Origin of the sequence: Vibrio sp. 10N.222.51.C5, from assembly GCF_041474575.1 — a bacterium.
Taxonomy (GTDB): Bacteria; Pseudomonadota; Gammaproteobacteria; order Enterobacterales; family Vibrionaceae; genus Vibrio; species Vibrio crassostreae_C.
Genome location: NZ_JBFRUJ010000046.1, coordinates 17,688 through 43,287 on the forward strand (window position 1 = coordinate 17,688; position 25,600 = coordinate 43,287).

The 25,600-nt window shown below is 45.2% G+C and carries 18 protein-coding genes; 14 read left to right on the plus strand and 4 right to left on the minus strand.

Annotated features, from left to right (window positions below; genetic code table 11):
- The 4 genes from deoD (at window position 1) to AB4558_RS14455 (ending at window position 5,499) form a co-directional block, all read left to right on the plus strand.
- Entirely contained in the window at window positions 1-711 is a 711-nt protein-coding gene (gene deoD / locus AB4558_RS14440; protein ID WP_017061880.1) for a purine-nucleoside phosphorylase, read from the plus strand.
- Between the two features lie 82 nt (window positions 712-793).
- Entirely contained in the window at window positions 794-2,263 is a 1,470-nt protein-coding gene (locus tag AB4558_RS14445) for a lactate dehydrogenase (protein WP_017061879.1), read from the plus strand.
- Window positions 2,264-2,449: 186 nt separating this feature from the next.
- A complete protein-coding gene (locus tag AB4558_RS14450) occupies window positions 2,450-3,919 on the plus strand; it encodes a hypothetical protein (RefSeq protein WP_017061878.1) in 1,470 nt (489 codons plus the stop codon).
- On the plus strand, window positions 3,919-5,499 hold the full coding sequence (locus AB4558_RS14455; protein ID WP_372158879.1) for a diguanylate cyclase domain-containing protein: 1,581 nt from the start codon (window positions 3,919-3,921) through the stop codon (window positions 5,497-5,499). Before AB4558_RS14450 ends, AB4558_RS14455 begins: the two co-directional genes overlap by 1 nt.
- Before the next feature lie 32 nt (window positions 5,500-5,531).
- On the opposite strand, the gene AB4558_RS14460 is transcribed toward AB4558_RS14455, so the two are convergent.
- Window positions 5,532-6,434, minus strand: a complete 903-nt coding sequence (locus AB4558_RS14460; protein ID WP_017061876.1) for a DMT family transporter — start codon at window positions 6,432-6,434, stop codon at window positions 5,532-5,534.
- Window positions 6,435-6,684: 250 nt separating this feature from the next.
- Here AB4558_RS14460 and AB4558_RS14465 point away from each other — a divergent pair, with 250 nt between their 5' ends.
- The 6 genes from AB4558_RS14465 (at window position 6,685) to AB4558_RS14490 (ending at window position 12,286) form a co-directional block, all read left to right on the plus strand.
- Window positions 6,685-7,080, plus strand: a complete 396-nt coding sequence (locus AB4558_RS14465) for a DUF3302 domain-containing protein (RefSeq protein WP_017061875.1) — start codon at window positions 6,685-6,687, stop codon at window positions 7,078-7,080.
- Window positions 7,080-8,210, plus strand: a complete 1,131-nt coding sequence (locus AB4558_RS14470; RefSeq protein ID WP_372057065.1) for an HlyD family secretion protein — start codon at window positions 7,080-7,082, stop codon at window positions 8,208-8,210. Before AB4558_RS14465 ends, AB4558_RS14470 begins: the two co-directional genes overlap by 1 nt.
- Window positions 8,211-8,512: 302 nt before the next feature.
- Window positions 8,513-9,061, plus strand: coding sequence for an ECF-type riboflavin transporter substrate-binding protein (locus AB4558_RS14475; protein WP_017072411.1), 549 nt, complete (start codon window positions 8,513-8,515; stop codon window positions 9,059-9,061).
- Between the two features lie 6 nt (window positions 9,062-9,067).
- The gene (locus AB4558_RS14480; RefSeq protein ID WP_017061873.1) at window positions 9,068-10,762 is read left to right on the plus strand and encodes an ABC transporter ATP-binding protein; all 1,695 of its coding nucleotides are present in this window, start codon (window positions 9,068-9,070) and stop codon (window positions 10,760-10,762) included.
- Window positions 10,759-11,598 (plus strand): energy-coupling factor transporter transmembrane protein EcfT, encoded by an 840-nt coding sequence (locus tag AB4558_RS14485; RefSeq protein WP_017066577.1) that lies wholly within the window; start codon window positions 10,759-10,761, stop codon window positions 11,596-11,598. The genes AB4558_RS14480 and AB4558_RS14485 overlap by 4 nt, the downstream gene beginning before the upstream one ends.
- A gap of 223 nt (window positions 11,599-11,821) precedes the next feature.
- Window positions 11,822-12,286 (plus strand): TetR/AcrR family transcriptional regulator, encoded by a 465-nt coding sequence (locus AB4558_RS14490; protein ID WP_017061871.1) that lies wholly within the window; start codon window positions 11,822-11,824, stop codon window positions 12,284-12,286.
- 98 nt (window positions 12,287-12,384) lie between these two features.
- Here the strand turns inward: AB4558_RS14490 and glgB are convergent, their stop codons facing one another.
- The 3 genes from glgB to AB4558_RS14505 all read right to left on the minus strand — a co-directional run bounded on the left by glgB (window position 12,385) and on the right by AB4558_RS14505 (window position 19,560).
- On the minus strand, window positions 12,385-14,565 hold the full coding sequence (gene glgB / locus AB4558_RS14495) for a 1,4-alpha-glucan branching protein GlgB (RefSeq protein WP_017061870.1): 2,181 nt from the start codon (window positions 14,563-14,565) through the stop codon (window positions 12,385-12,387).
- A 175-nt stretch (window positions 14,566-14,740) separates the two neighbouring features.
- Entirely contained in the window at window positions 14,741-16,921 is a 2,181-nt protein-coding gene (gene malQ, locus AB4558_RS14500) for a 4-alpha-glucanotransferase (RefSeq protein ID WP_017067441.1), read from the minus strand.
- 185 nt (window positions 16,922-17,106) lie between these two features.
- On the minus strand, window positions 17,107-19,560 hold the full coding sequence (locus tag AB4558_RS14505) for a glycogen/starch/alpha-glucan phosphorylase (RefSeq protein ID WP_017068933.1): 2,454 nt from the start codon (window positions 19,558-19,560) through the stop codon (window positions 17,107-17,109).
- 567 nt (window positions 19,561-20,127) lie between these two features.
- Between AB4558_RS14505 and malT the strand changes: the two genes are divergently transcribed.
- The 4 genes from malT to AB4558_RS14525 all read left to right on the plus strand — a co-directional run bounded on the left by malT (window position 20,128) and on the right by AB4558_RS14525 (window position 25,593).
- Window positions 20,128-22,836 carry an HTH-type transcriptional regulator MalT gene (gene malT, locus AB4558_RS14510; protein ID WP_372158880.1) on the plus strand — a complete coding sequence of 903 codons (2,709 nt, stop codon included), beginning with the start codon at window positions 20,128-20,130 and terminating at the stop codon, window positions 22,834-22,836.
- A 599-nt stretch (window positions 22,837-23,435) separates the two neighbouring features.
- On the plus strand, window positions 23,436-24,356 hold the full coding sequence (locus AB4558_RS14515) for a DUF368 domain-containing protein (protein ID WP_017066617.1): 921 nt from the start codon (window positions 23,436-23,438) through the stop codon (window positions 24,354-24,356).
- Window positions 24,357-24,559: 203 nt separating this feature from the next.
- A complete protein-coding gene (locus AB4558_RS14520; RefSeq protein WP_017061864.1) occupies window positions 24,560-25,000 on the plus strand; it encodes a hypothetical protein in 441 nt (146 codons plus the stop codon).
- Window positions 24,997-25,593, plus strand: a complete 597-nt coding sequence (locus tag AB4558_RS14525) for an SCO family protein (protein ID WP_372158881.1) — start codon at window positions 24,997-24,999, stop codon at window positions 25,591-25,593. The genes AB4558_RS14520 and AB4558_RS14525 overlap by 4 nt, the downstream gene beginning before the upstream one ends.
- Window positions 25,594-25,600 lie beyond the last annotated feature (7 nt).

A 25,600-nucleotide genomic window follows, 5' to 3' on the forward strand; every position in this document is an offset into this window, starting at 1 on the left:
ATGGCTACACCTCATATTAATGCTCAAGCTGGTGATTTCGCAGAAACAGTACTTATGCCGGGCGACCCGCTTCGCGCAAAATACATTGCAGAAACATTCCTTGATGACGTGAAGCAAGTTTGTGACGTTCGCAACATGTTTGGCTACACAGGCACTTACAAAGGTAAGAAAGTTTCTGTAATGGGCCACGGTATGGGTATCCCATCATGCTGCATCTACGTACACGAGCTAATCGCTGAGTTCGGCGTGAAAAACGTTATTCGTGTAGGTAGCTGTGGCGCGGTACGTGACGACGTTAAACTAATGGACGTTGTTATCGGCATGGGTGCATCTACTGACTCAAAAGTAAACCGCATTCGTTTCAACAACCACGACTTCGCTGCTATCGCTGATTTCGGTCTTCTAGAAGAAGCAGTAAACCAAGCTCGTGCACAAGAAGTTCCAGTTAAAGTTGGTAACGTATTCTCTGCAGACCTTTTCTACACTCCAGAAGCTGACCTTTTCGAAAAAATGGAAAAGCTAGGCATCCTAGGTGTTGATATGGAAGCGGCTGGTATCTACGGCGTTGCTGCAGACCTTGGTGCTAAAGCACTAACTATCCTAACAGTATCTGACCACATCATCCGTGGTGAAAAACTAAGTTCTGAAGAGCGTCAAAAGTCTTTCAACGACATGATGAAAGTTGCTCTAGAGACAGCAATCAACATCTAACGATTTGATAAAAGATACATTGAAAAGCGTTACCCCGCAGCCAGGCTCGCTTGGCTGCTCAAATAATCCCGAGGGGGAGATCGTGTCTAACGACAAGCTGCCAAAAGATGCGGATGGTTTGCAACTCAACTTTTGTAAAACATTGGCGTGTGACAACTTTGGCTTGAGCGATGCAAAACGGTATGTTTTGCAACACGCGAACCCTAAGCGTCCAGCGATGGTTTGTCGTGAATGTGGAGCTTTCCCCCCCTTACTTAACAATCGTGAAGTGTTAAGCGAACTTCATCGCCTAAGACAACTTCACAGCGACGGGCTCCCTGCTTGTCGTAATGATGATTGCGATAACTTCGGCTTATCGGTTCATACCCATAAACACCTTTATCATGCCTTCGGCTACAGTGGCGACAGGCAGCGTTATCGATGCAAAGACTGCCAAACAACCTTCGTTGATAAATGGTCTGGATCCAATAAAAAACTCCAATTTCAAGAGAACCTCATGGGCTTACTGTTCATGGGCTATTCCGTACGTGAAATCTGCCGAAAATTAGAGATCAACCCAAAGACTTTCTATGATCATGTTGACCATATCGCGAGCCGTTGTCGTCGTAAATTAGCGATGATCGATGCACGATGGGTTAACCATGCGAAAGATTACGAGTTCGCATCTCACTACCAGCGTCTGCAACCACAAAGTAACAACGGTGTGGTGTGGATAGCGACGGGCGAGGCGCATTCTGGCTATATACTTTGCCAACACGTTAACTACTCTCAAAATGAAGAACCATCAGGAAACGTCGACCATAACCCTTATGATGATGTGGCACGATTTGTATCCAAAGAGCACTCTTCAGAAGCAAATCTCGAACTGCCTCAGCCCTCTGACAAACTAAAAGAGCGCATTGAACAGCAGTACCAAGTGATTCTTGCGAGAGGTAACGTTGAGGACCCTATGGGTAACCTCACCACATTTAGTTACCCTTCAAAAGGCGCTCTCATTCGACCGCCTTATACCTCTTATGCTCACTTCTTACATGTGTTGGATATGTGTAACGAAGACAAGCATGTCGCCATCTATATGCCACAAGATCCATTACTAAGATCTGCCGCTTTAAGTGTATGTTTGCCGCGCATTCAGAGTCAAAATATTGACCTCATGTATGTCGAAGAAGATTCAGGCTGGCAAGACGACCAAAGTTTTGAAAAGATCGACATCGTTCACATGAGTTGGTGGCGAGATCGCTGGGCTATTGCCAATCAGGGTGATAACCAGAAAGGTATCTGCTACCTAACCGGTAACAATCCAGAACCAAAACAGTGGTTTAACACAGCCTCAATTCAACAAACTAAGTTCTATCAACAGCGCTTTCAGTTGTTATTTGATAGCTTTATTAATGAGCCCAGACGTAAGCTTCGTCCTGGGGGCATTCTTCCATTGCTCGACATATTTAGAGCTTGGCACAATCTGTGCTACCAAGATAAGCAAGGGCTCACGGCAGCACAACGCTTAGGCGTAGGGGAGCTGCCATTAACTCTAAAGCAACTACTTTCATAGCAACAAAGCCTCTAGGTAATTATTCGGGAACTCATTGATTTTAAAGCGACAACATGAGGTAACACCCATAATTAGAAAAGATCGATGTTCCTTTGACGCTCTACGAAAGATAATTGGTGCTTATCTCAAATTACACTCTTATAATGATTGTGTTATCAATATGTTCGATAATCATGGATGTAAGTCTTGGACAAAAATCAGTACCTTCTTGAAACAGAATTAGAAAAACTCAAAACTCGTGTCGACTCTGAGCCATCGGTGATCCTAGAGATTGCCCAACAGTGCCTAGTCCGATCAGAGCAAGTTCTGTTTGAAGAGGGTGCCATCCAGTCATTAATGTTAATGGCAAGATGTAGCTGGAACCTGATGGATTACCAAAAAGGTTTAAAATACATCAAGGAAGCCTACAAGCGCCAAAGCCGATTAGATACCGACCTTTTTCTCCCTGAAATCCTCCATTTACACGCGCTCCAGTTCTGGGGACAAGCCAAGTACTATTCCGCCCAACAGTTCTGGATCAATGCTTTAGAGCAGTCCGCGTTGGTTGATGAAGTCGAAATTCAAATTGAATGCCTCATTGGCCTTGGCAATATTTGGCGGATGACCCACGAATATAAACTTGCACGTTCTACCCACCAGCTTGCCGTTAAAGTGGCTAACAACAGCCGCATTGGTTGGTTAGAGGGTAAAGCCAGAATACTGCTTGCGTGGGATTACTACCTGCTCAACAACTATGTTGAAATGCTGTCGGTATTGGACGGTGCAGAAGAAGCATTAAAAGACCATAAAGATAACACTTGGCATGCAGAGGTATGGGACTTTCGAGGCCTTGCCCTACTTGGTCTTGAACGCTTAGATGACGCGGAGCGCGCCACGGCCAAAGCGCACAATCTGGCAGTTGAACACAACCTAGTTTGGATGAAGGCGCACTCATACATCAGCCGAGCTAGATTGGAGCTCCTGAGAAAAAGACCAGAACAAGCGGCGGAATTACTGAGGCTCGCAGAACAATCCGCAAACGAGTTCGATAATGGCGAGTTGCTGAGCCAAATCTGTTACCAACAATCCTTGGTGGCGGAAGAAAACCAAGACTTCCAAGCCGCGCTCGTCGCCTTTAAAAAGTACCGTCAATATTCTATCGGCATGCTCAAAGAGCAAACGACACGTGTCGGTTTGGACAAAGCACGCAGTTCAAAACGCCAACTTGAACAGAGAGCACGAAAACTGATTAATCGTATTCGCGGTCAGCACGAGTACGATCCTGAAAAGCACCTCTCTTACGTTGTCTCTGAAACCTTTTGGTGGGAAAAGTTGGTGCTGTTCAAGACAGAGCTTAAACGTTCAAACCACAGCATCATTATGTTCCATCATGTCGATACTGATTACTTAGATGTCTGTACCGAGATTGCTCATGCTTTATGTAACCAGAATGACTTCATCGCAAGGCTAAGTTCTGAACGTGTGGCCCTTATGCTTTCCGAAAAAGGCGAAGCCGCAGAGCAAACCTTCCAAACTCTCAGCACCATGCTTGATATCTATCCATGGCATAGAAAAGGACTAAAGGGTTCGAAACCGACCGTCAGCCTCAATGATATTTTGACGTTCCCGTTCACGCTTGAACAATTAGAAGAAGACGATGCTGAGGTAATAGAATAATGGAAACTCTATTAAGCAAGATCACAGACGCCGGTTTAGACCCTTCATCAGTATCAGGTGAAGAAGCGATCATCTTCTGGAACCACATTCGTCAGCACGTTTCGACAACGCAAACAGAGCAAGCGCACTGCTATATCATTAGCTCTGAATACCGTGCCGAGTTACAACAAAATCAAACCAGTATCGAAGAGTTGAGACGAGCACTCGATCTGCTCCACCTTCCTGCCGATATCGAAGATATTCTGACAGTCAAAACCAGTTTAAGTGACCGCTTAGTTGAAACTGGTGATTACACCTCAGCACTCAATGAATTCGTCAGTTCATCGACTATCGCGGTTGAACACGGTCATATCGATGAGTATGTATTAGCTATTTTAGGCATGGGCAACCTGTGTGATTCCTATGGCGATCACAACAGAGCACTTCGTTACTACCAAAAAATCAGCAGCATAGACCATGCGATAAGCAGTCGCTCACTTCGCCTCAAATTCAAGCTGCATATGGTAGCAAGCCTACTTCTACTCAATCGCATTACAGCAGCCAGCGATTTACTGAATGAGTGCGAAGAACTGAGTATTTTGGTCAGTGACAAGTTGCTCACAGCTCAAATACTGCTTTACCAAGCAAAGGTGCTGCGCGCTAAGAAAAAACACCATGAAGCGCTACGCTGTCTGTCTAAGGTTCAATACCCAGCCAACAGCACTCAAGCAAGCTGGCTTGCAACCATGACTCGTCTAGAGCTCTCACATTGCCTAAGTGCAACCGGCAAGCAAGACTACGCGAGCATGATTTTGTCGAGCACAGACAAACGCGTGAAAGCCTACTCGTCGCCAGTACTTGCAAAACGATTCTACGATTCGCTGAGTGATGTGTGTATGAATCAAGGGCGTTTTCAAGAAGCGCTAAGCTATGAGAAAAAAGGCTACCGAATTGAAACCGATCTGATGAAGCAGATCCCGATCAGTGAACTCGGTTCAAGCCAGCTACGCCGACTGTCTCGTTTTGAGTTACAACTCAAACTCATTCTCTCTGAACAAGAGAACAAAGAGCTCAAAGAGACAACCGAACAACACAAGAATGCGGTGGCTCAGCTTCAACAAGACGTATTCACAGATCCATTAACAGGGTTGCACAACCGCCGCTGGTTAGATGTGAAACTGAAAGACATGCTGCTGCACGATACCTCTTTCGCGCTGATGGTTATTGATATTGACCACTTCAAGTCTATCAATGATGAACTGAGTCACTTAGTGGGCGATAAAGCGATTGTTAGTGTGTCTCAAGAGCTACGTTCATACTTTAAGTTTAGAGGCGCGTCATGTGTCAGATTTGGTGGAGAAGAGTTCCTCGTCATTCTAGAGAACACTGATCTTCCGAAGGCAGAAATGCACTCTGAAAATTATCGAGAGCGCATCTTCCAATTTGGATGGCATGAAATACTTGGGGAGCGTGGTTTGACCGTGAGTATTGGTATCACTTTGCATCGTGACGGAGAGAATACTCAACGCACCTTCTACCGTGCGGATAAAGCGCTATACCGAGCTAAAGCCAACGGCCGTAATCAAGTGTGTACAGAGTAGTGGCATATAGCTCTGTAGCTTAGGCCAACTGCTTATTGATAAAAGAACAGAGAAATACCAGCAAGGGCGGCAAGTGTGCCTATGATACTTTGCTTTGACACCTTCTCCCCTTTCAGCGCATAAATCACCAAAATAAAGACCGGGCTGGTCGCTATCAACGTTTGTGCAATCGCAGGGTTAGCATTCTTCAACGCCACTTGTTGAAGCCATAGAGCGAGAAACGTCCCGACAAAGATTGCTCCTAATAACCACAGTTTATCGAGCTTGGTCATTTCCCATAAATCTCTTTTTATCGATGAATACGGCTTCTTTTCAACGAAAGGGATAATCAGCATCACAGCAAACACGCCAATCGTCAGGCGAATCAAAGCACCTAACAATGGTGGAATATCACCCGCCACTAACGCGTAATGAGAAATAACCACACCAGATGCCTGACAGACACTCGCCACAAGCCCATAACCAATGCCACCCCACTGCGCTTTGTTATTCGATTCACCGCTCGCCGATTTTGATGGCTGGAAGACAACGAAGGTCACCGCTAGTGTTGTAATCACGACACCGAGCCAACTTTGCACTGTCAATACAGCGCCCAGGAACATTAATGCCAGCACACCAGAAAGAGGCGGGGCTAAAGATTCCAGTAACAGCGTCTTATTGGCACCGATTCTTTTCAACGCCGCAAAATAGGCGCTATCTCCAATCGCAATGCCAATCACACCTGAAATTGCCAATATCAGAAAATGGTTGGTACTCAGTTCAAACTCCGGCATCGGAATAAGAGGCATCACCAGCAACATCATCCCTGACGCCACTACACCCTTAACAATGTTCAATTGCATCGCAGAGAAGCGATGACCAAACTGTCCATAAATCCATGTCGCACACGCCCACACAATCGCAGCACCAATAGCCGCCAATTCACCTATATACATCCGTGTTTATCCTTTGTGGTTGTGCACGTCATTTAGAATCGTAGCTGTCATCATTTCAGCTAAAATACCAACCAGAAAGCCGAAATAGCCTCTTCAAACGCGATGAGATTTTATAAGATTCGTCAATAATTTTGCTCACATTAGAAGCGAACACTCATCATTTATAACTCAGCAAATCATTTTTATAACAATTACTTGGATGATAGCGTACTATATTTATAACTAACATCTAACATTACAAGGATCTGTTATGTTTTTAGACTACTTTGCACTCGGCTTACTCATTTTCGTTGCTCTAGTCATCTTTTACGGCATCATCGTTATTCACGATATCCCTTATGAAATAGCCAAAGAACGTAATCATCCTCACCAAGACGCAATTCACGTCTCAGGCTGGGTTAGCCTATTCACTTTGCACACAATTTGGCCCTTTCTATGGATTTGGGCAACATTATGGCGGAAAGACCGAGGCTGGGGCTTCGAAAAACTCGAAGAAGAGCAGCACGATATTCATCACCGAGTGGATGTTTTAATCGATCAAGTTAGCACCCTTCAAGAAGAGATCGCACAGCTCAAACAAGCAAATACTAAACAAAGCAGCACAAAAAAAGAGTCAAACAACGTTCAAGATCAGGAGGCTAAGTAATGGATTTACTACTGATAATGACCTACGCGGCACTTTGTATCACTATTTTCAAAGTATTTAATATCCCACTAAACAAATGGACAGTGCCTACCGCAGTGCTCGGTGGTGTGGTCATCGTAGGAACATTGATCCTATTAATGAACTACAACCATCCTTTCACACAACTTGGCAACCAAGTTTACTCAACGACTCCAATTGTTTCAGGCGTTAAAGGTAAAGTCATTGAGGTTCCTGTTGAGGCGAATTCTCCTTTAAAGAAAGGAGACATCCTCTTTAAAATTGACCCTATCCCTTTTGAAGCAGAAGTCGCTAAGCTCGAAGCGAAAGTAAAAGAAGCAAGCCAAGGAGCACTTGGGCTTGAATCTCAAGTTGCTGAAGCTGAAGCTGCTAAAATCAAAGCGATTGCAGAAAGAGACAAAGCGCAACGCGAATTTTCTCGTTATAAGCGTGGCTTTGAAAGTGGTGCGTTTACCGAACAACAATTGGATACTCGTAGACAAGCTTATAAGGCATCGGAAGCAGCAGTAAAAGTAGCAGAAGCAAGTCAACAACAAGCTCAGATCGCTCTAAATTCTGAAATTGGTGGCGAGAACACCGCAGTGGCAGGATTACTTGCAGACTTACGTAAGGCTCAATTCAACCTTGACCAAACGGTCGTGAGAGCACCAACGGATGGATATGTTACACAACTAGCACTGCGTCCAGGCGTAATGGCTGTACCGCTACCTCTTGCTCCTGTGATGACATTTGTCCATACGGAAGAAAAATACTACATCGCAGCATTCAGACAAAACTCATTGCAACGACTGCATCCTGGTTTCGAAGCTGAATTTTTATTCAGAGCACTACCAGGCAAGATTTTCAAAGGACGCATTGATGAAATAATCCCAGCTATTGGTGAGAGTCAAATTCAAGCGCGCGGGACACTTATTGGTACCAATGCACTTCGTACTAATGGACGCGTATTTGCTAAAATGACCATCACTGATGACCTGTCTGACTACCATTTACCTATGGGTACCGCGGTTGAAGTTGCCGTTTATTCTGACAGCTTCACCCACGTTTCAATCATGCGCAAGGTCCTTATTCGCATGAAGAGTTGGCAAAACTATCTATACCTAGACCACTAAACGGTCAAAGGTACGTGACGAACCCGCTTAACACATTGTTAAGACGAATGAAAAAGTCAGACTCGCTCTGGCTTTTTTGTTGCTGGATTAACCGTAAAATTACGCTTTTTACACGATATTTAGGTGTTCAGATGGAATTTTAGACATCTAGACACTTACCTTCCCTTATGGAAGGGTTCTACTGTATAATGCGCGCCTTATTTTTTATATTTGCCCAAAAAACGTTCTCATTGAGACGCATATTAATAATGGCGAATATTTATTCTTTATTTTGCTTTATTTTTCAGAATTCGAGGTTATCTATGAACTTTTCAGCTAAAACAGTGGTCGTTATCGCCATTGGCGCGGCACTGTACGGCATTGGTGGTTTACCTATGTTTGGTGTCCCAGTGTTTGCTAACACGACATTGAAACCAGCAATGGCAGTTCTAGCACTGTTTTCTGTTTTGTTCGGCCCTATTGTTGGCTTCTTAGTTGGCTTTATCGGTCACTGGGTAACGGATCTGTTCGCAGGCTGGGGGGTGTGGTTAACTTGGGTTTTAGGCTCAGGTATCGTAGGCATGGTTATCGGCTTATTCCCGATGTTGACCAAGAACCGCCTTCAGCAAGGTGAGTTGCCTATGAAGGACTTCGCGCTGTTTGTGATACTTGCCCTTGCCGGTAATGTGGTTGGTTACGGCTGCTCTGCATTCCTAGATACCATCCTTTATGCAGAACCGTTTACTAAAGTCTTCACTCAACTCTCTATCATTGCTGCGGGTAACACCGTTCTGATCGCTGTTGTTGGCTTACTGATCCTAAAATCAGTCGCTAAACGCAACAAACAAAGCCGTAACCTGACTGAGGCATAAGCGATAATGACTATAGCATTTTCGAACTTCTCTTTTAGATATGAGTCGCTGGATAAACCGACGCTAAAAAATATCAATCTAAGGATAGAGAAAGGAGAGAAAATCGTCATTATTGGACCAAGCGGTAGTGGTAAATCTACCCTAGGTCAATGCCTTAACGGTCTGATTCCTCATGCTATCAAAGGTGAGGTGACTGGCTCTCTAGAGATCAACGGTAAGAACATTTCTGATTTTTCTATGCACGACTATACCGAGCAGGTTGGCACAGTATTACAAGATACTGATAGCCAATTTGTCGGTTTGAGTATTGGCGAAGACATCGCATTCGCACTGGAAAATCAGTTAGTGTCGAACATTGATATGTACCCTCTGGTTAAGTCGACAGCAAAAATGGTCGACTTAGCAGATATGCTTGATCGCTCGCCACATGATTTATCCGGCGGCCAGAAACAACGCGTGTCATTAGCGGGCATCTTAGTTGATGACGTTGACATCCTGTTGTTTGATGAACCTTTGGCTAGCCTTGACCCGAAAACGGGTAAAGCGACTATCGAAATCATCGACCAACTTCATAAAGAAACCAACAAGACTATAGTCATCATCGAGCATCGCCTTGAAGATGTACTACATCGCGATATCGATCGAGTGATCTTGATGGAGCGCGGTGAAATTGTCGCGGACATGACACCCGATGAAATCTTAGCTTCTGAACTGCTTGAAACACACGGTATTCGTGAACCACTTTATTTATCTGCTCTGAAGGCAGCGAAAGCACCTTTGACCAGTGAAGATAAGCTATCAAACCTCAAAGCTCTCGATTACAAAAGATTCCGCCCTGCGGTTCAGGCTTGGTTTGCAGAGCGCCCGACTCCAGTTGCCGAGAAGCAGTACCAACCTTTGCTTGAGGTCCACGGCCTGACTTACTCTTACGATGGTGAAAAGAACGCTCTCGAAGATGTCAGCTTTAAGATTGGTAAGGGTGAGTTCGTTTCAATCTTAGGCAAAAACGGTTCAGGCAAATCTACCATCACTAAACTCATCATGGGTGTGATCGATGCCGATTCAGGCTCTTCCTATCTAAATGGTGAAGACCTATCTGAGCTTTCTATCTTTGAAAGAAGCCAGAAAGTCGGTGTCGTGATGCAGAACCCAAATCATATGATCTCGCATCATATGATTTTTGATGAGATTGCTTTTGGTCTTCGTAACCGCAACATTGCAGAAGAGCTGATCACAGAAAAAGTAGAGCATGCTCTTGAGTTGTGTGGGCTGAGTAAGTTCCGCCACTGGCCGATCGAAGCACTGAGCTACGGTCAGAAAAAACGAGTAACCATCGCTTCTATTTTGGTGCTGGAGCCTGAGCTTCTTATCTTGGATGAGCCGACAGCAGGTCAAGACTACCGTAACTACACATCCATGCTGGCATTCATCCAAAAGCTTAATCGTGATTTGGGTATTACCGTTGTGATCATCTCACACGACATGCACCTCGTTCTCGAGTACACCACACGTTCAATCGTAATCGCAGACAGCAAGTTGATTGCCAATGCCGCGATGACGGAAGTATTTAGCCAACCATCACTTCTAGAACGTGCAAATCTTTGTACCACCAGCATTTATGAACTCGCGACTATGATGAAAATCGACGACACCAATGCGTTTATGCAGTACTTCATCGACTACGAGAGAAGCGCTCAATGAACGCATCAAAAGTAAAATTCGGCATCAATTACATTGATACAAAATCACCGCTTCATGCACTTAACGGCATCACCAAATTTGCGCTCTTCTTAGCTTGGGTAACCGTGGTCTTAACTACGTTCGACCTAAGATTGATTGCACTGCTTATTGTGACTGGTTTATACCTGCTAAAGCTGACCAATGTGCCTGTACGCGTGTACAAGCCTTTGTTATTAGGAACGGCGAGTGTATTAAGCCTAAATGCTCTGTTCATGTACCTACTGGCTCCACAGCAAGGTACTGAGCTCATCGGCAGCGAGACCTTATTGCTGACATTGCCGGGTAACTACTCGTTGAGCCAAGAGACTCTGTTTTACTTAGTCACTGTTACGCTCAAATACATGAGCATGTTCCCGATAGCGTTGATTTTTGTCTTCACAACGCATCCAACGGAGTTTGCTGCGAGCCTCAACCGTATCGGTGTTCCCTACAAGATCGCCTATGCGGTCAGCTTAACACTGCGTTACTTGCCAGAAGTTAAGAAAGACTTCATCAATATCATGCATGCTCAACAGGCTCGTGGTGTAGAGCTCTCAAAGAAAGCGCCTCTAATTACTCGAATCAAAAATGTGGCTAAGGTTCTAGGCCCGCTCATTTTCTCTAGCTTGGACCGAGCAGACGAGATCTCTAACGCAATGACGTTACGAGGTTTTGGCCGACACAAAGCTCGCACTTGGTATAGCTATGCACCTTTGAAACGTATCGACTTTGTTTGTTTAGGTGTCATCGCTTTTATCGTGGTGTTAGCCATTGCGAAACGCATTCTAGAGCCGCAGTTATTTTGGTATCCGTTCTAGTCATCTGAATTAGCATAGATAAACAAAGACTTTAAATAACACACCGCTCAATAGGGCGGTGTTTTTGTTTATGCCAAAATCTGATTGATAATTGAACCAATGACACAATACTGACTATATTTAACGATAAATTGACCAGTTATTTACCCTTGGAGTTTGAGATTTAATTCATAAGCTCTTAATATACTCGTTTACAGAATGTTACACTCAATAGAGATTTGTAATGGCTCGAATTACTCAAGTACAGAAACTAGAAAATCAAAAAAACTACGATGAGATCGTACTAAACCTTTTTCTGGCTGAAGGACATGAAGCACTAACTTATGCAAGGATTGCTCAAGAGATTGGCATTAGTTTAACGACGCTTCAGGGCTATTATCCGTCGACCCGCGCTATTCGCTCAGTACTTCACGAACACATGCTATCGATCGTTATAGACAGTCTAGACTTTTCATCGGAAGCGCTTTTTATCCAATCTTGGCAAGCCGCTCTAGATAATGAGCAGTTTCGATACGTGATTAAATTGATGTTTTTCCATGCTTCGCAAATCAAGAATCCTGAGCAATTTAACCTCAGCTCGAACGGCGAATTTCGTGAAAAGATGTTGGACAGTTTCGGCAACAACTCAGTTCGAATCCTTGAAATGGTAGTCGGACGCTCAATGTTCTATCTCACCAACTTCAAGTAACGCTAACCAGCTTACTGAAATAGAAAAAGGGAACCCTAGGGTTCCCTTTTTTAGACTTTCAGAAAAGTGAGCAGCGATGACCTGCTCAACTTATAGACCTAATTTAGCTTGTAAAAAACGGTCGATAACGGCGGCAAACGCAGCTCAATCGATGTGTCTAGCCCTTCGCTTTCTACAGATTCAATCTCAGCAGTCTGCTTCACTTCAAAACCGCTGCCTGCATAGTCGACAGAGTCTGTATTCAACAACAATGCGTATTCACCTTTTGCAGGAACACCTAAGCGGAAATGCTCGTGAGGCACTGGCGTAAAGTTAGACACTATCAATACTCGCTCACCAGATTCACTGATGCGCTCGTGCGCAAGAATGCTCGCTTCAGCAGAGTCCTGTAGACGCCATTCAAAGCCTTTCGGATCAAAATCAAGATCGTGCATTGCAGCTTCAGAGCGGTACAGATTGTTCAGGTCTTTCGTTAAACGCTGAACACCTTGATGACGCTCGTAATCCAGCAAAAACCATTGCAGCTGGTCGTCATGGTTCCATTCAGCCGTCTGACCAAATTCTGCACCCATGAAGTTCAGCTTCTTACCTGGTTGCGCATACATGTAACCCATATAAGCACGTAGGTTTGCCGTTTGCTGCCATTCATCACCAGGCATCTTGTTGTGGATAGAACCTTTACCGTAAACCACCTCATCGTGAGACAGAGACAATACATAATTCTCACTGTGTGCGTAAACCAGTGGGAAGGTAATCGTATCGTGGTGATATTTACGGTTGATTGGGTCTTCTTGAATGTAAGACAAGCTGTCGTGCATCCAACCCATGTTCCACTTAAAGCCAAAGCCTAAGCCGCCCATAAAAGTCGGTGCTGAAACACCAGGGAAAGCCGTTGATTCTTCAGCAATCGTCATCGCATTCGGGAAGTGTTTATACACTTCTTCGTTCATCCACTTAAGGGTTGCGATAGCGTCGTAGTTTTCGTTGCCGCCATCCGCATTCGGGATCCATTGGTCATGGCTACGCGAATAGTCGAGGTACAACATCGAAGCAACCGCATCAACACGGATGCCATCGATATGGAATTGTTCGAACCAGTAAAGAGCGTTTGCTACCAAGAAACGACGAACATGCTCTTTGCCTAAATCGTAAATGTACGAGTTCCAGTCTTGATGCCAACCACGACGTGGATCTGGATCATGGAACAATGGCGTACCATCGAAGTTTGCTAGGCCGTGATCATCACTTGGGAAGTGAGCAGGAACCCAGTCCAGAACAACGCCAAGACCCGCTTGGTGACATTGATCGACGAAGTATTTGAAATCATCTGGAGAGCCAAAACGGCTAGTCGGTGCAAAAAGACCAACAGGCTGATAGCCCCAAGAACCGTAGAATGGATGTTCTGAAACTGGCATTAGTTCAACGTGCGTGTAGCCAAGATCCGTTAGGTATGGGATCAGCTCTGCCGCAAGCTCGCGATAATTTAAGAATTCACCTTCAGCGTTACGCTTCCAAGAACCTGCATGCAATTCATAGAACGAAAGCGCTTCTTTGCGCTTTTGCGTTACCGGGCGATTTTGCCATTGAGTATCTTGCCACTGGTAACGAGCGTGATCGTAAGTTACAGATGAGAACGATGGGTATTGCTCAGAGTAGAAACCCCATGGGTCAGCTTTGTGTGGTAAGCCTTCGCCATTTGGTCCTTTTAATTCAAACTTGTATTGAGCGCCTTCTTCCAGTTCAGGAATGAATAAGCCCCACATACCGTAATCTAGGCGTTGCATTGGGTGGCGGCGACCATCCCAAGCGTTGAAGTTACCCACCAAGCTTGCCGCAGTTGCATGCGGTGCGTACACCAAGAAACGCGTACCTGAAATCGTCTGTCCATCACGCTCTAGCGTAATAAACTGAGCCCCCATGTGATGATACATATCTTTCGGTGTATGAAGATCTTCATAACTCGCATATAGATCGTGGTACTGATACGGATCATCAATGATCTGTTCTACGCCAGCCCAATCAACCGCAAGCTTATAGTGAGTGAAACGTAAGTCTCTCTCTTGCTTAAGAATGAAACCACTTTCACCCTCTCGCGCTAACTCAATACGAGGTTCCTTTCCAACAATCAACTCGACTTTATCTGCCCCAGGAATCCACACACGTAATGCACCTTGCTCAGAAGGTAGGTATGGCCCTAAAAACGCGAATGGGTCTGTGAAACAAGCCTGTGATAGTTGGGTATATATTTGTTTTTGCTTTGAAATCGAACTTAGTTCCAAAACGTTTCTCCCTAACCAAACATCCAAAAAACATAATACAAAAATGCCCGCTATTAGTGCGGGCAATATAACGACGGTTTATTCTACCAGATGAGCATTCATTATTGAGTGACCGAGGTTGTAGTTTCGTACGGCGTAAGCAAAAAACCACCTAATTTCAAGTCACTCAATGTCACTACTTACCTGCTTTTTCTCGAACGTCAGTCAGCTTAGAAGCGATACGATTAACACCTTCGTGAGCAAATATTTCGTCCAAGTTCATTGATAGTTTACGACGCCAGTTAGGGTACTCATCAACCGTGCCAGGAATGTTTACTGGCTTGTCCATCTCTAGCCAATCTTCTAGCTGAACACTCAGTAGTGTTGAACCACCAGCCGCTACATGCAGTTGAAGTGCCTCAGCAAGGTAAGAGTCCATCGGTACTTGGCTCGCATCGCGGCCCACACCTTCTGGTAGGAAACCATGCCATGCTACTGAATCTAAGATACCTTGCTTGCACTCTAGACGGTCATCGAACAGGGTTTCTAGTTGTTCTGCATCTGGGTATAAGCCAATCTCTTGGCCCATTTTCAGGTCATCACAGTGCCAGAAGCCGCGAAGCGTTGGCATATCGTGAGTACACAGTGCCGCCATCGATTGTGATGCATAGTGTTTTGGTGAGATGAAACCACCGTCGTCTTCTGATGTTTCGAAGAAGAACACTTTGTAAGAATGCACGCCAGCATCCGCTAGGATGTCGACAATCTCATCCGGTACCGTTCCTAAATCTTCACCGATAACGCTACATTGGTAACGGTGAGATTCAAGCGCCAGAATAGACAGCATATCTTGTACTGGGTAGTAGATGTACGCGCCCTTAGTTGCGTTCTCACCCTTTGGAATCCACCACAAGCGCAGTAGACCTAAAACGTGGTCAATACGCAGTGCACCACAGTGCTTCATGTTCGCACGAAGTAGCTTGATGTAAGCGTCGTAGCTTGTTTCTTGAAGCACTTCTGGATTTAACGGAGGTAGACCCCAGTTCTGACCCAAAGGACCAAGAATATCAGGTGGAGCACCGATGCTCGCATCCATCACTAGGTTGCCTTCGTCAGCCCAAGTTTCGCTGCCTGAATCTGCAACACCTACCGCTAAGTCACGGTACAGGCCAACAGCCATGCCCTTCTCTTCTGCAAGAGACTGTGCATCGTTGATCTGGCAATCTGCTAGCCATTGCAGGTACATGTACAGATGAACGTTTTCTAGGTTCTCTTTGATGTATTTCTGTGTCGCTGGGCTGTCGAATGTACGGTACTTCTCAGGGAATACCGGCCATCCCCACATGCCAGAATCTTCTGCATGCAGTTCACCATGTAGAGCATCAAACGCCGCTTGATGCATCAGGCTATCGCCACCCTCTTCTACGAAGGCTAAGAACGCTTGTGCACGGTCGCTGTTTTTGTCTAGATGACGAGTCTTAAATTCTGCGAATAGCAGAGGCAAGATGCTCATCTTAAGCTCAGACACTTCGGTGTAGTTTACCCAGTGTGCTTCACGCGCTTTTTGTAGACGCTGTTGGAACTCTGCGCTGCCGACTGTTTGTTGTGCTTCTGCACTTAGTGCAAATTCAGGAACTGAACTCACATCAATGTATAAGATGTTCAACCAGCGACGAGAAGATGGGCTATATGGGCTCGCACCTTCAGGGTTCGCAGGGAACAATGAGTGAATTGGGTTTAGACCAACGAAGTCACCACCACGAGAAGCGATATCCGCAACAAGCTGTTTTAGGTCTCCGAAATCACCAATACCCCAGTTATGCTGAGTTCTTAGGGTATAAAGTTGAACACTGGGTCCCCAAAGCTTTTTGCCTTGCTCGATTGGTGACTGCTTGAAACACGCTTTTGGCGTAATAATCAGTGTCATCTCGTAAGGCTTCTTACGGCGCTTACGGCTCACAATGAGCTTGTGATAACCCCATGCCAAATCACTTGGCAATGCAAACACTAAAGGGCCACCCTCGGCACGCTCGTCACGAATGACTTGAGATTGAAGATAGCCTTCAAGTACCTCTCCTTGCTCGGTTTCTAAGCGCCAGCTGAACTCACTTTCACGAGCACTTACACCTAGATTAAGCGCCACTTCTACTGGCTCACCGTCACGCAAGACAAGAACTGGGTCTAGTACATCTTTTTTGTGTTTTCTTTCTGCTGACTTAAGCAGTGCATCATCGCTGCTTGTATCGTAGCCCAACGAAGCCAATAGAGACGTGATCGTCTCGTCTGATACTTGTGCTTCATCGCCCCACGCACTAACGTAACTGTCGGCAATGTTTGCCATTTCTGCGACTTGTTTTAATACGGTCTGTTCTTTCATCGCTCTCTCCGAAAACGTTCTGACGCTTTCTATTTTGTAGGGTTGTTAATTTAATTTTTACTAATCAATTAGCTTGTGACAATCGGTTTGTAAGCAGCTTGTTTATAAACGAAACCTTTAAGCCTTTCGTTTGCTCACAAGCTAATTGAGCCAAAGCAGAAACTGCCTTGGCTACTTTGGAAGTATTAACGGTTAACCGCTTCAAGTTTCCAGATGTTGTTCACGTAGTCGCGGATAGAGCGGTCTGATGTGAACTTACCAACCAATGCTGTGTTAAGAATTGCTTTCTTAGCCCAACCTGCTTGGTCTTTGTATTGCGTGCCCATGTCTTCGTGCGCTTTCACGTAAGATGCGAAGTCAGCAAGACATAGGTAAGGGTCACCACCGTCTAGCAGGCTATCAAACGTTGCACGTAGAAGGCCTGGTTGACCTGGAGTGAACTCATCGCCAGTCAGTAGGTCTAGAGATGCTTTCAGTAGTGGGTCTGCATTGTAGTAGTCGTATGGGTTGTAGCCTTGAGCTTTCAGAGCTTGAACACCATCAACGTCTAGGCCGAAGATGTAGATGTTTTCATCACCCACTTCTTCACGAATCTCAACGTTTGCACCATCCATCGTACCGATAGTTAGCGCGCCGTTTAGAGCCATCTTCATGTTGCCCGTACCAGATGCTTCTTTACCCGCTAGTGAGATTTGCTGAGAAACGTCTGCTGCAGGGATGATGATTTCAGCCATGCTTACACGGTAGTCAGGAATGAATACCACTTTCAGTTTGTTACCGATGCGAGGGTCGTTGTTGATCTTCTCTGCAATCTTGTTAACCGCGAAGATGATCTCTTTCGCTAGGTGGTAACCCGGTGCTGCTTTCGCTGCGAAGAAACATACGCGTGGCTCACACTCGAAACCAGGTTCGTTAAGAATACGGTGGTACAGAGATAGAATGTGTAGCAAATCTAGGTGCTGACGCTTGTATTCGTGAAGACGTTTGATTTGAACGTCAAAGATAGCGTTAGTATCTAGCTCGATACCCATGTTCTCTTGAACCCAATCAGCTAGGCGCTGTTTGTTTTCTTTCTTAACAGCCATGAATTCTTTTTGGAATTTCGCGTCTGTTGCAAACTTAGCGATGCCTTCTAGCTGCTCAAGTTTTGCTGGCCATTCAGTGCCGATCTTACCCGTGATTAGCGCAGATAGACCTGGGTTACAGAACTTCAACCAACGACGTGGCGTGATGCCGTTCGTTACGTTAGTCAGTTTACCTGGGAAGATTTCGTTGAATTCAGGGAACAAGTCTTTCTTAACCAGTTGAGAGTGAAGCGCAGCTACACCGTTTACTTTGTAAGAACCAATCACACATAGGTTTGCCATGCGAACCATACGGTGGAAACCTTCTTGGATGATAGAAAGCTTCGCTTGCTTCTCACCATCACCAGGCCACATCTTGCGAACTTCTTGCATGAAGCGGTGGTTGATTTCAAAGATGATTTCCATGTGACGTGGAAGAAGACGATTGATTAAAGATTCAGACCAAGTCTCTAGCGCTTCTGGAAGTAGTGTGTGGTTCGTGTAAGCGAACGTGTGAGCACTGATTTCCCATGCTTGATCCCAAGATAGACCTTTCTCGTCAATCAGGATGCGCATTAGCTCAGGAATCGCGATCGTTGGGTGTGTATCGTTCAGCTGAATCGTTTCTTGCTTAGGCAGATCTTCTAGAGAGAAACCTGCTGCTTCGTGGCGACGTAGAATATCGCGAACCGATGCTGCTGAATGGAAGTACTGCTGCATTAGACGCAGTGTCTTACCTTTCTCGTGGTTATCGTTCGGGTAAAGAACCTTAGTGATGTTACCTGCATCGATTAGCGAGTGTTGCGCTTCGAAGTAATCACCGTTGTTGAAGCTTGCTAGTGAGAATGGTGCAATTGCCTGACATTCCCAAAGACGCAGCGGGTAAACCGTGCTTGACTCGTAACCTACGATTGGTAGATCCCAAGGCATTGCTTTTACTTCCATACCTGGAACCCAAGTACGTACTTCTTTACCGTCGATGAATTCAACGTCTACATGACCGTAAAAACCAATGTGTTGTGCTAGTTCTGGACGAGCTACTTCCCATGGGTAACCTTCAACACCACGCCATGCGTCAGGTGCTTCTTGCTGACGACCGTCTTGGAAAGACTGTTTGAATAGACCGTATTCGTAGTGAAGACCGTAGCCTACTGTTGGGTATTCTTGAGCGGCACAAGAATCCATAAAACAAGCGGCTAGACGACCAAGACCACCATTACCTAGTGATGGGTCACGTTCTTCTTCTAGAAGGTCAGTTAGGTTTTGACCTAGCTCTTCCATTGCATGAGTGATCTGTTCGTATAGACCCATGCTGATCAGGTTGTTACCTGTTAGACGGCCAATCAAAAACTCAAGTGATAGGTAGTTAACGCTCTTCGCGTTCTTAATTTTTTCGTCATTTTCAGTTTCTAACAGATCAAATGTTGTGAGTTCTGCTAGCGCACGCCCCATTGCTAGGTACCATGCGCGGCTATCTGCGTTTTCAATCGTTGTTGCGTAGGTTGCAGATAAATGTTTCTTAACACTCTCTTGGAATGACACTTTATCGAAAGTTTTTTGCTGAGTTGGTTTCATTTCAGAAATCTCGCTTTTAATAGTTCTAATTCATCTGTGACATATCGTGCATGGTCACCATAAACTAAACATCCTCCCGCTAATGCAACTGACTAGGAGTAGATGGGAGGGCGTAGGGGGCGTACCGACTTAGGGTTAGTGATCTGACTCTCATGTTCTGACTGCGAACAAAAACTTGGAGTGACTAAGATCACAAGCTCCCGTTCGATAACTTAACTTCAATTGATGTGACTTTTATTTAACCCATTTAAAGTCATTGCCAAATCTGAGTTTCAGATCACGAAAATAATTTCCAACTCTCATCTTTTGCATTGATTCCCGTGTAGGGATGAACGAAGTCACATTCACAAACCAACACGCAACGTGAGCAAAGTCTCAAATAAAGGGCGTAGACACCCAAAAACATGCAGGAGTGCAAGGTTTCTGAGGAGGATCGTAGTCGGTAACGTTTGGCTTCACGTAATATGAGTAAAGACTTAAGTAATTAGGCTCATGTCATTGGAGTGCACTCAACGATAGATTGGGATATTCCAGAACATAGCCACGGAATAGGTGTAAAACTTCGATATGTGGATCCCTTCGAAACTGACTCGTCCCGGCCGCTTACATAATGCAATCCTACGACCTAGGGTTCTCGAGCTGCTTCACAATGCAGATTGCTATAAGCTTGTGTTGTTCCGCTCTCCAGCGGGCTACGGCAAAACCACCATGGCTGCACAATGGTTGGTAGATAAACCTAATGTGGGTTGGTACAGCATTGATGATAGCGACAATGATGCCTTCCGCTTTATCAACTACCTACTTCAATCACTTAATAAAGCGACTCAAAATGCCTGTCCGAATGCCCAAAAACTGGCAGAAAAGCGACAGTTTTCATCGCTGCATTCTTTATTAAGTGAAGTATTTGCCGAGATGTCGGAATTCCATCACGAGTGCTTTCTGGTGTTGGATGACTATCACTTGGTCAACAATGACGACATCCACGAAGCCATGCGCTTCTTCCTCAAACACATGCCCGATAACCTAACGTTGGTTGTCACCAGTCGTGGTACGCCACCACTTGGTACAGCAAACCTGCGCGTTCGTGACTTAATGATCGAATTAGGTAATGACTCGTTGGCGTTTGATACCGAAGAAACCACACGCTTTTTCAACCAACGCGTAGCCGACGGCATTGATGACACCACGGCAGATAGCATTTGTAGTTATGTAGAAGGTTGGCCTTCTGCACTGCAACTTATCGCGCTACAAGCACAACACCAAAAACGCACTCTTGCACAGTCCGCGGAGTCGTTCTCTCACTTTAACCACGCCCATCTTTGGGACTACTTGGTTGAAGAAGTATTCGACCTGCTAGACAAAGAAACCCGACAGTTCTTGATGCAGTGTTCAGTGCTTGATCACTTCAACGACGAGCTTGTTTGCGCACTAACACAACGTGAAGACGCGCTCGGTATGATCGAATCACTTAACCGATTTGGTTTGTTCATCTACCCTCTTGAGGGCGAGAAAAACTGGTACCGCTTCCATAATCTATTTGGTGAGTTCCTCGCCCACGAGCGCCAAGCTCGAATTCCTCAGCAAGAAGCTGAACTGCATCGAAGTGCTGCAAAAGCGTGGATCAAGCAAAACACACCACACCAAGCACTACGTCACGCACAGCGCGCTGAAGATCCAGAACTGATCATTCAAATCCTGACTGAGCACGGTTGGCCGATGTTCAACCAAGGTGAGCTTTCGTCATTAGAAATGGCGATCAAACAGCTAACCACAGATCAACTATACAGTGAGCCAAAGCTTTCGATGTTGCGCGCTTGGCTTGCACAAAGTCAGCACCGTTATGACCAAGTGGGTACTTTGTTGGAAGAGGCTGAGACTCAATATCAAGCGCGAAACATTGAACTCGATACTCAGCAGCAAGGCCAATACAACGCCTTACGCGCACAAGTTGCCATCAACAGCAATGAGCCTGAGAAAGCATTGGAATTGGCTGAGCTTTCGTTGAGTCAGTTGAACACCACCGTTTATCGTAGCCGCATTGTCGCAACCTCGGTTGTGGGCGAAGTGAATCACGTAATGGGTAACCTAAGCCGTGCGCTACCGATGATGCAACAAACAGAAAAACTGGCACGTCAGTATCAGGTTTACCATCAGGCCCTGTGGGCGATTCTGCAACAAAGCGAAATCTTGATTGCTCAAGGTTATGTTCAAGCTGCATTTGAGCTACAAGACAGTGCATTCAAATTGATTGAAGAACATCAGCTGCAATACGTACCTCTGCACGAATTCTTGCTGCGTGTTCGCGCTCAGATCTTCTGGTGTTGGAACCGACTAGATGAAGCGGAAGAGTGTTGCTACAAAGGCTTAGATATCCTTGGTCACCACTCTCCGAGTAAACACCTGCACAGCTATTCTATGTTGGCTCGTATTTCATTGAGCCGTGGTGAGATTGATAAAGCGTCGAAATTTATCGACCAGATTCAGCACCTATTGCGTCAATCGACTTACCACGTAGATTGGACGGCAAATGCTTCTCTTTCTTTGATTCTGTTCTGGCAAGTAAAAGGCGATAAAGAAGCTATCCGTGATTGGCTGAGTGTGGCTGTTCGACCTGAATCGGCAAGTAACCACTTCTGCCAACTTCAGTGGCGAAACATCGTTCGTGCTCACATCATCCTTGAGCAGTATGAAGACGCAGAAGAAGCGCTGACCTTCCTTAAGAGTGAAGCCCAGCGTTCGCACCTGATTACAGACACCAACCGCAACTTGATCGTTGAAGCCGTGTTACGTACACAAATTAACGATGAAGACAGCGCACGAATACTACTCGAAGAAGCGCTTCATATGACTAACCAAACCGGTATGGTCGGTAACTTCTTGGTAGACGGTGGGACTATCGGGCATATCTTGGATAAGTTGAGCAACAAGCCAGGCTTAGGTGATTTAGAACGTCACCGCGCACAACAAATCATGAAAGATATTTCCGCGACCCAACGCAGCCGCTCGGTTCACTTCGATGAAGACTTTGTTGAGAACTTGGTTAATCACCCGAACATTCCTGAGCTTGTGCGTACTAGCCCACTCACCCAGCGTGAATGGCAAGTACTTGGTCTGATCTACTCAGGATTCAGTAATGAGCAGATCGCTCAAGAACTCGATGTAGCGGGTACCACAATCAAGACTCACATCCGTAACCTTTACCAAAAGCTCAACATTGCTAACCGTAAAGAAGCAATCAGCACAGCGGAGAACTTGCTGCAGTTGATGGGGTACTAAAACGGATTCGAGATTCGAGATTCGAGATTCGAGATTCGAGATTCGAGATTCGAGAAAAGTTTAAGCTAGTCACCTATGGTGGCTGGCTTTTTTTCATCTGAAGTTTAGAGCCTAAAAGTGTAGGAACGGGAAATGAAAAAAGACAATCACCAAATGACAAGCAAAAAAATAGCCAACCGCAATAATCGCGATTGGCTCTATATATTTGTGAACAAATCATAAGTTCACTAACAACGTCAGTTGGCTAGGTGACCCTCGGCTTAAGAAGGGTCAATGTATATAATGCAGTTAGCGTGCCAACTTTTATTCGACGTTTTATAAGCCCTGCATCGCTTAAAAACCATGAATTTGTCATGCGAATTGCAAAGTGCATTTGCATAATGCAACCAAGATGCAATATCGATAAGAGATCAGTTTCATCGCTGCTCTTAATGACAAATCACTAAGTGGTTGTTATCTAAATGTTAGGCAAATATTCACTTCAACTTATTGCCTTACAATTAATAGAGTAATAAAAGCCCTTCCCCAAAAGCATATTCATACTTTTTTTACACTAAAGTTTGTATACTGCACAAAATCATCCTCAACTCTATGAAGCAATGAACTACTTAAGTACTTTTTTCAAAGGCATGGCTATGGGCGCAGCAGACGTTGTTCCTGGCGTGTCGGGCGGAACCATCGCATTCATCACTGGTATCTACGATACGCTGCTAGAAAGCATTCGAAGAATTAACCCTAGCGTACTTGGCTTATGGAAACGCGAAGGCTTCAAAGCCGCGTTTAATCACATCAATGGTTTCTTCCTAATTTCACTGTTCGCGGGCGTATTCACGAGCATTGCGACATTCGCAAAATTGATTTCTTGGTTATTAGTCACCCACCCTGTTCCACTGTGGTCTTTCTTCTTCGGCCTGATCTTGGTCTCGGTTTTCCATATTCTTAAGCAAGTAGAGAAACGCGATATGATTCGCTTCGTGTTTTTGCTGCTTGGCGTTGCTTTCGCTTATAGCATTACCGTGCTTAAACCGCTGCAAATGGAACCAACCAGCATCAACGTATTGATTGCGGGTGCGATTGCTATCTGCGCGATGATTTTACCCGGTATTTCAGGCAGCTTTATTCTGCTCCTGATTGGCATGTATGGCCCCGTGCTTGGCGCCGTTAAATCATTTCAAGTCGATGTACTTGCGCTATTCCTTGCGGGCTGTGTGATCGGACTGCTGACTTTCTCACATGTACTGTCTTGGCTATTGCGTTCATTCCGCGACTTCACATTGGTATTCTTAACCGGTTTGATGATCGGTACGCTGCCTAAGATCTGGCCTTGGAAAGAGACCATCAGCTGGCGCACAAACTCAAAAGGTGAACAAGTTCCTCTGATTCAAGAAAACCTATCACCGTTTGATTTTGAAGCCGTAACTTCTCAGCCTTCTCAGCTGGTAATGGCTATTGTGATGATGTTTGTTGCGATTGCATTGGTTCTAGGACTAGAGAAGTTTGCAGAGCGTAATGCTGACTAATCATTCAGCCAGCTTCTGGAAAGCGTTTAGAACGGATAATGCTTAGAAATACTAAGCTCACATATCTATTAAACAGACAAAAGCGAAGCCAATGGCTTCGCTTTTTTAGTTCTACCATACGCACAAAATTGCTTTTTGATACAAGCACGTATTGAGGGGTGTGATAACATCGCCGCTCTTATAAAATTAAATGAGAACACGACATGCACTCTGCATTAAAGGTTGCTGCTGTTGGGATCGCTCTCGTGGCAGGCTTTTATGGGCCGCAAGCAATTCAGCAGTTTAAATCAGCGATGGAGCACTCAACTGCCGACGTCAGCTTGGATGATTACTGCATGCTTTCAACCACATCGTGTGAGCAGGAATCCATTTCAATGTCGCTTGACCGAGAAACCGCGCAACCTCTTCTACCCACAAAGATAAAGGTCGTTTGGGAAGGTGCTGCATCTGAGACACTGGTGTTATCGCTCACAGGTTTAGAAATGGAAATGGGATCAGCGCGTTTTCAATTAAAGAGCATTGGCAACAATACCTATGAAGGTGATGTGATTTTACCTGTATGTACTTTAGATAAAATGACATGGATCGGTGAACTCACTGATGGTGTCGATACTGTAAACCCTGCAATAAGGATGGCAAGATGAGTAGAAATTGGTCGTTAGCATTGGTTGTCGCTTTTGTACTTGGCTTTGGTGTCAAAAGCTATCTTGATGGGCAAAACGAAGTTCAAGAACAACACGCTGCAAAACAAGAGTTCTCCGCAACGACTCTTTTCGGCAAAGACAACCAACCAACGGAAATCTTTGACCAAACCGATGACAGAATTCGTATCGTTTACTTCGGTTTCACACGCTGCCCAGATGTGTGCCCCACTTCTTTGGCTATGTTGGCCGGAGCACTTAACCAAGTCTCTGATGAAGCAAAAGCCAAGATTCGCCCGATGTTTGTCTCTCTCGACCCTGAGCGTGATGCAGCAGAAGCCTCATACGAATACGCACAATACTTCCACCTAATGATGGAAGGATTAAGTGGTCCTTTGGATGTGACAACCACGCTTGCACACAACTACGGTGTTATTTTCAGAAAGACCAAGCTGGAAGGTTCAGAGTTGGAATACACCCTAGACCACAGCTCATATTTTTATTTTTTAAAGCCCGACGGTACCTTGATTACCAAAGTACCGCACACGTTGACGCCAGCGCCAATTGTTGAGGCTATCAACAAGCTGACGCAGTAAAACGTAA

Bases quoted from the DNA above. Each gene is read 5' to 3' on its own strand.
- deoD (WP_017061880.1), top strand. From the start codon at position 1: ATGGCTACACCTCATATTAATGCTCAAGCTGGTGATTTCGCAGAAACA.
- AB4558_RS14455 (WP_372158879.1), top strand. From the start codon at position 3,919: ATGGAAACTCTATTAAGCAAGATCACAGACGCCGGTTTAGACCCTTCA.
- AB4558_RS14460 (WP_017061876.1), bottom strand. From the start codon at position 6,434: ATGTATATAGGTGAATTGGCGGCTATTGGTGCTGCGATTGTGTGGGCG.
- AB4558_RS14465 (WP_017061875.1), top strand. From the start codon at position 6,685: ATGTTTTTAGACTACTTTGCACTCGGCTTACTCATTTTCGTTGCTCTA.
- AB4558_RS14470 (WP_372057065.1), top strand. From the start codon at position 7,080: ATGGATTTACTACTGATAATGACCTACGCGGCACTTTGTATCACTATT.
- AB4558_RS14475 (WP_017072411.1), top strand. From the start codon at position 8,513: ATGAACTTTTCAGCTAAAACAGTGGTCGTTATCGCCATTGGCGCGGCA.
- AB4558_RS14480 (WP_017061873.1), top strand. From the start codon at position 9,068: ATGACTATAGCATTTTCGAACTTCTCTTTTAGATATGAGTCGCTGGAT.
- AB4558_RS14485 (WP_017066577.1), top strand. From the start codon at position 10,759: ATGAACGCATCAAAAGTAAAATTCGGCATCAATTACATTGATACAAAA.
- AB4558_RS14490 (WP_017061871.1), top strand. From the start codon at position 11,822: ATGGCTCGAATTACTCAAGTACAGAAACTAGAAAATCAAAAAAACTAC.
- malQ (WP_017067441.1), bottom strand. From the start codon at position 16,921: ATGAAAGAACAGACCGTATTAAAACAAGTCGCAGAAATGGCAAACATT.
- AB4558_RS14505 (WP_017068933.1), bottom strand. From the start codon at position 19,560: ATGAAACCAACTCAGCAAAAAACTTTCGATAAAGTGTCATTCCAAGAG.
- malT (WP_372158880.1), top strand. From the start codon at position 20,128: ATGTGGATCCCTTCGAAACTGACTCGTCCCGGCCGCTTACATAATGCA.
- AB4558_RS14515 (WP_017066617.1), top strand. From the start codon at position 23,436: ATGAACTACTTAAGTACTTTTTTCAAAGGCATGGCTATGGGCGCAGCA.
- AB4558_RS14520 (WP_017061864.1), top strand. From the start codon at position 24,560: ATGCACTCTGCATTAAAGGTTGCTGCTGTTGGGATCGCTCTCGTGGCA.
- AB4558_RS14525 (WP_372158881.1), top strand. From the start codon at position 24,997: ATGAGTAGAAATTGGTCGTTAGCATTGGTTGTCGCTTTTGTACTTGGC.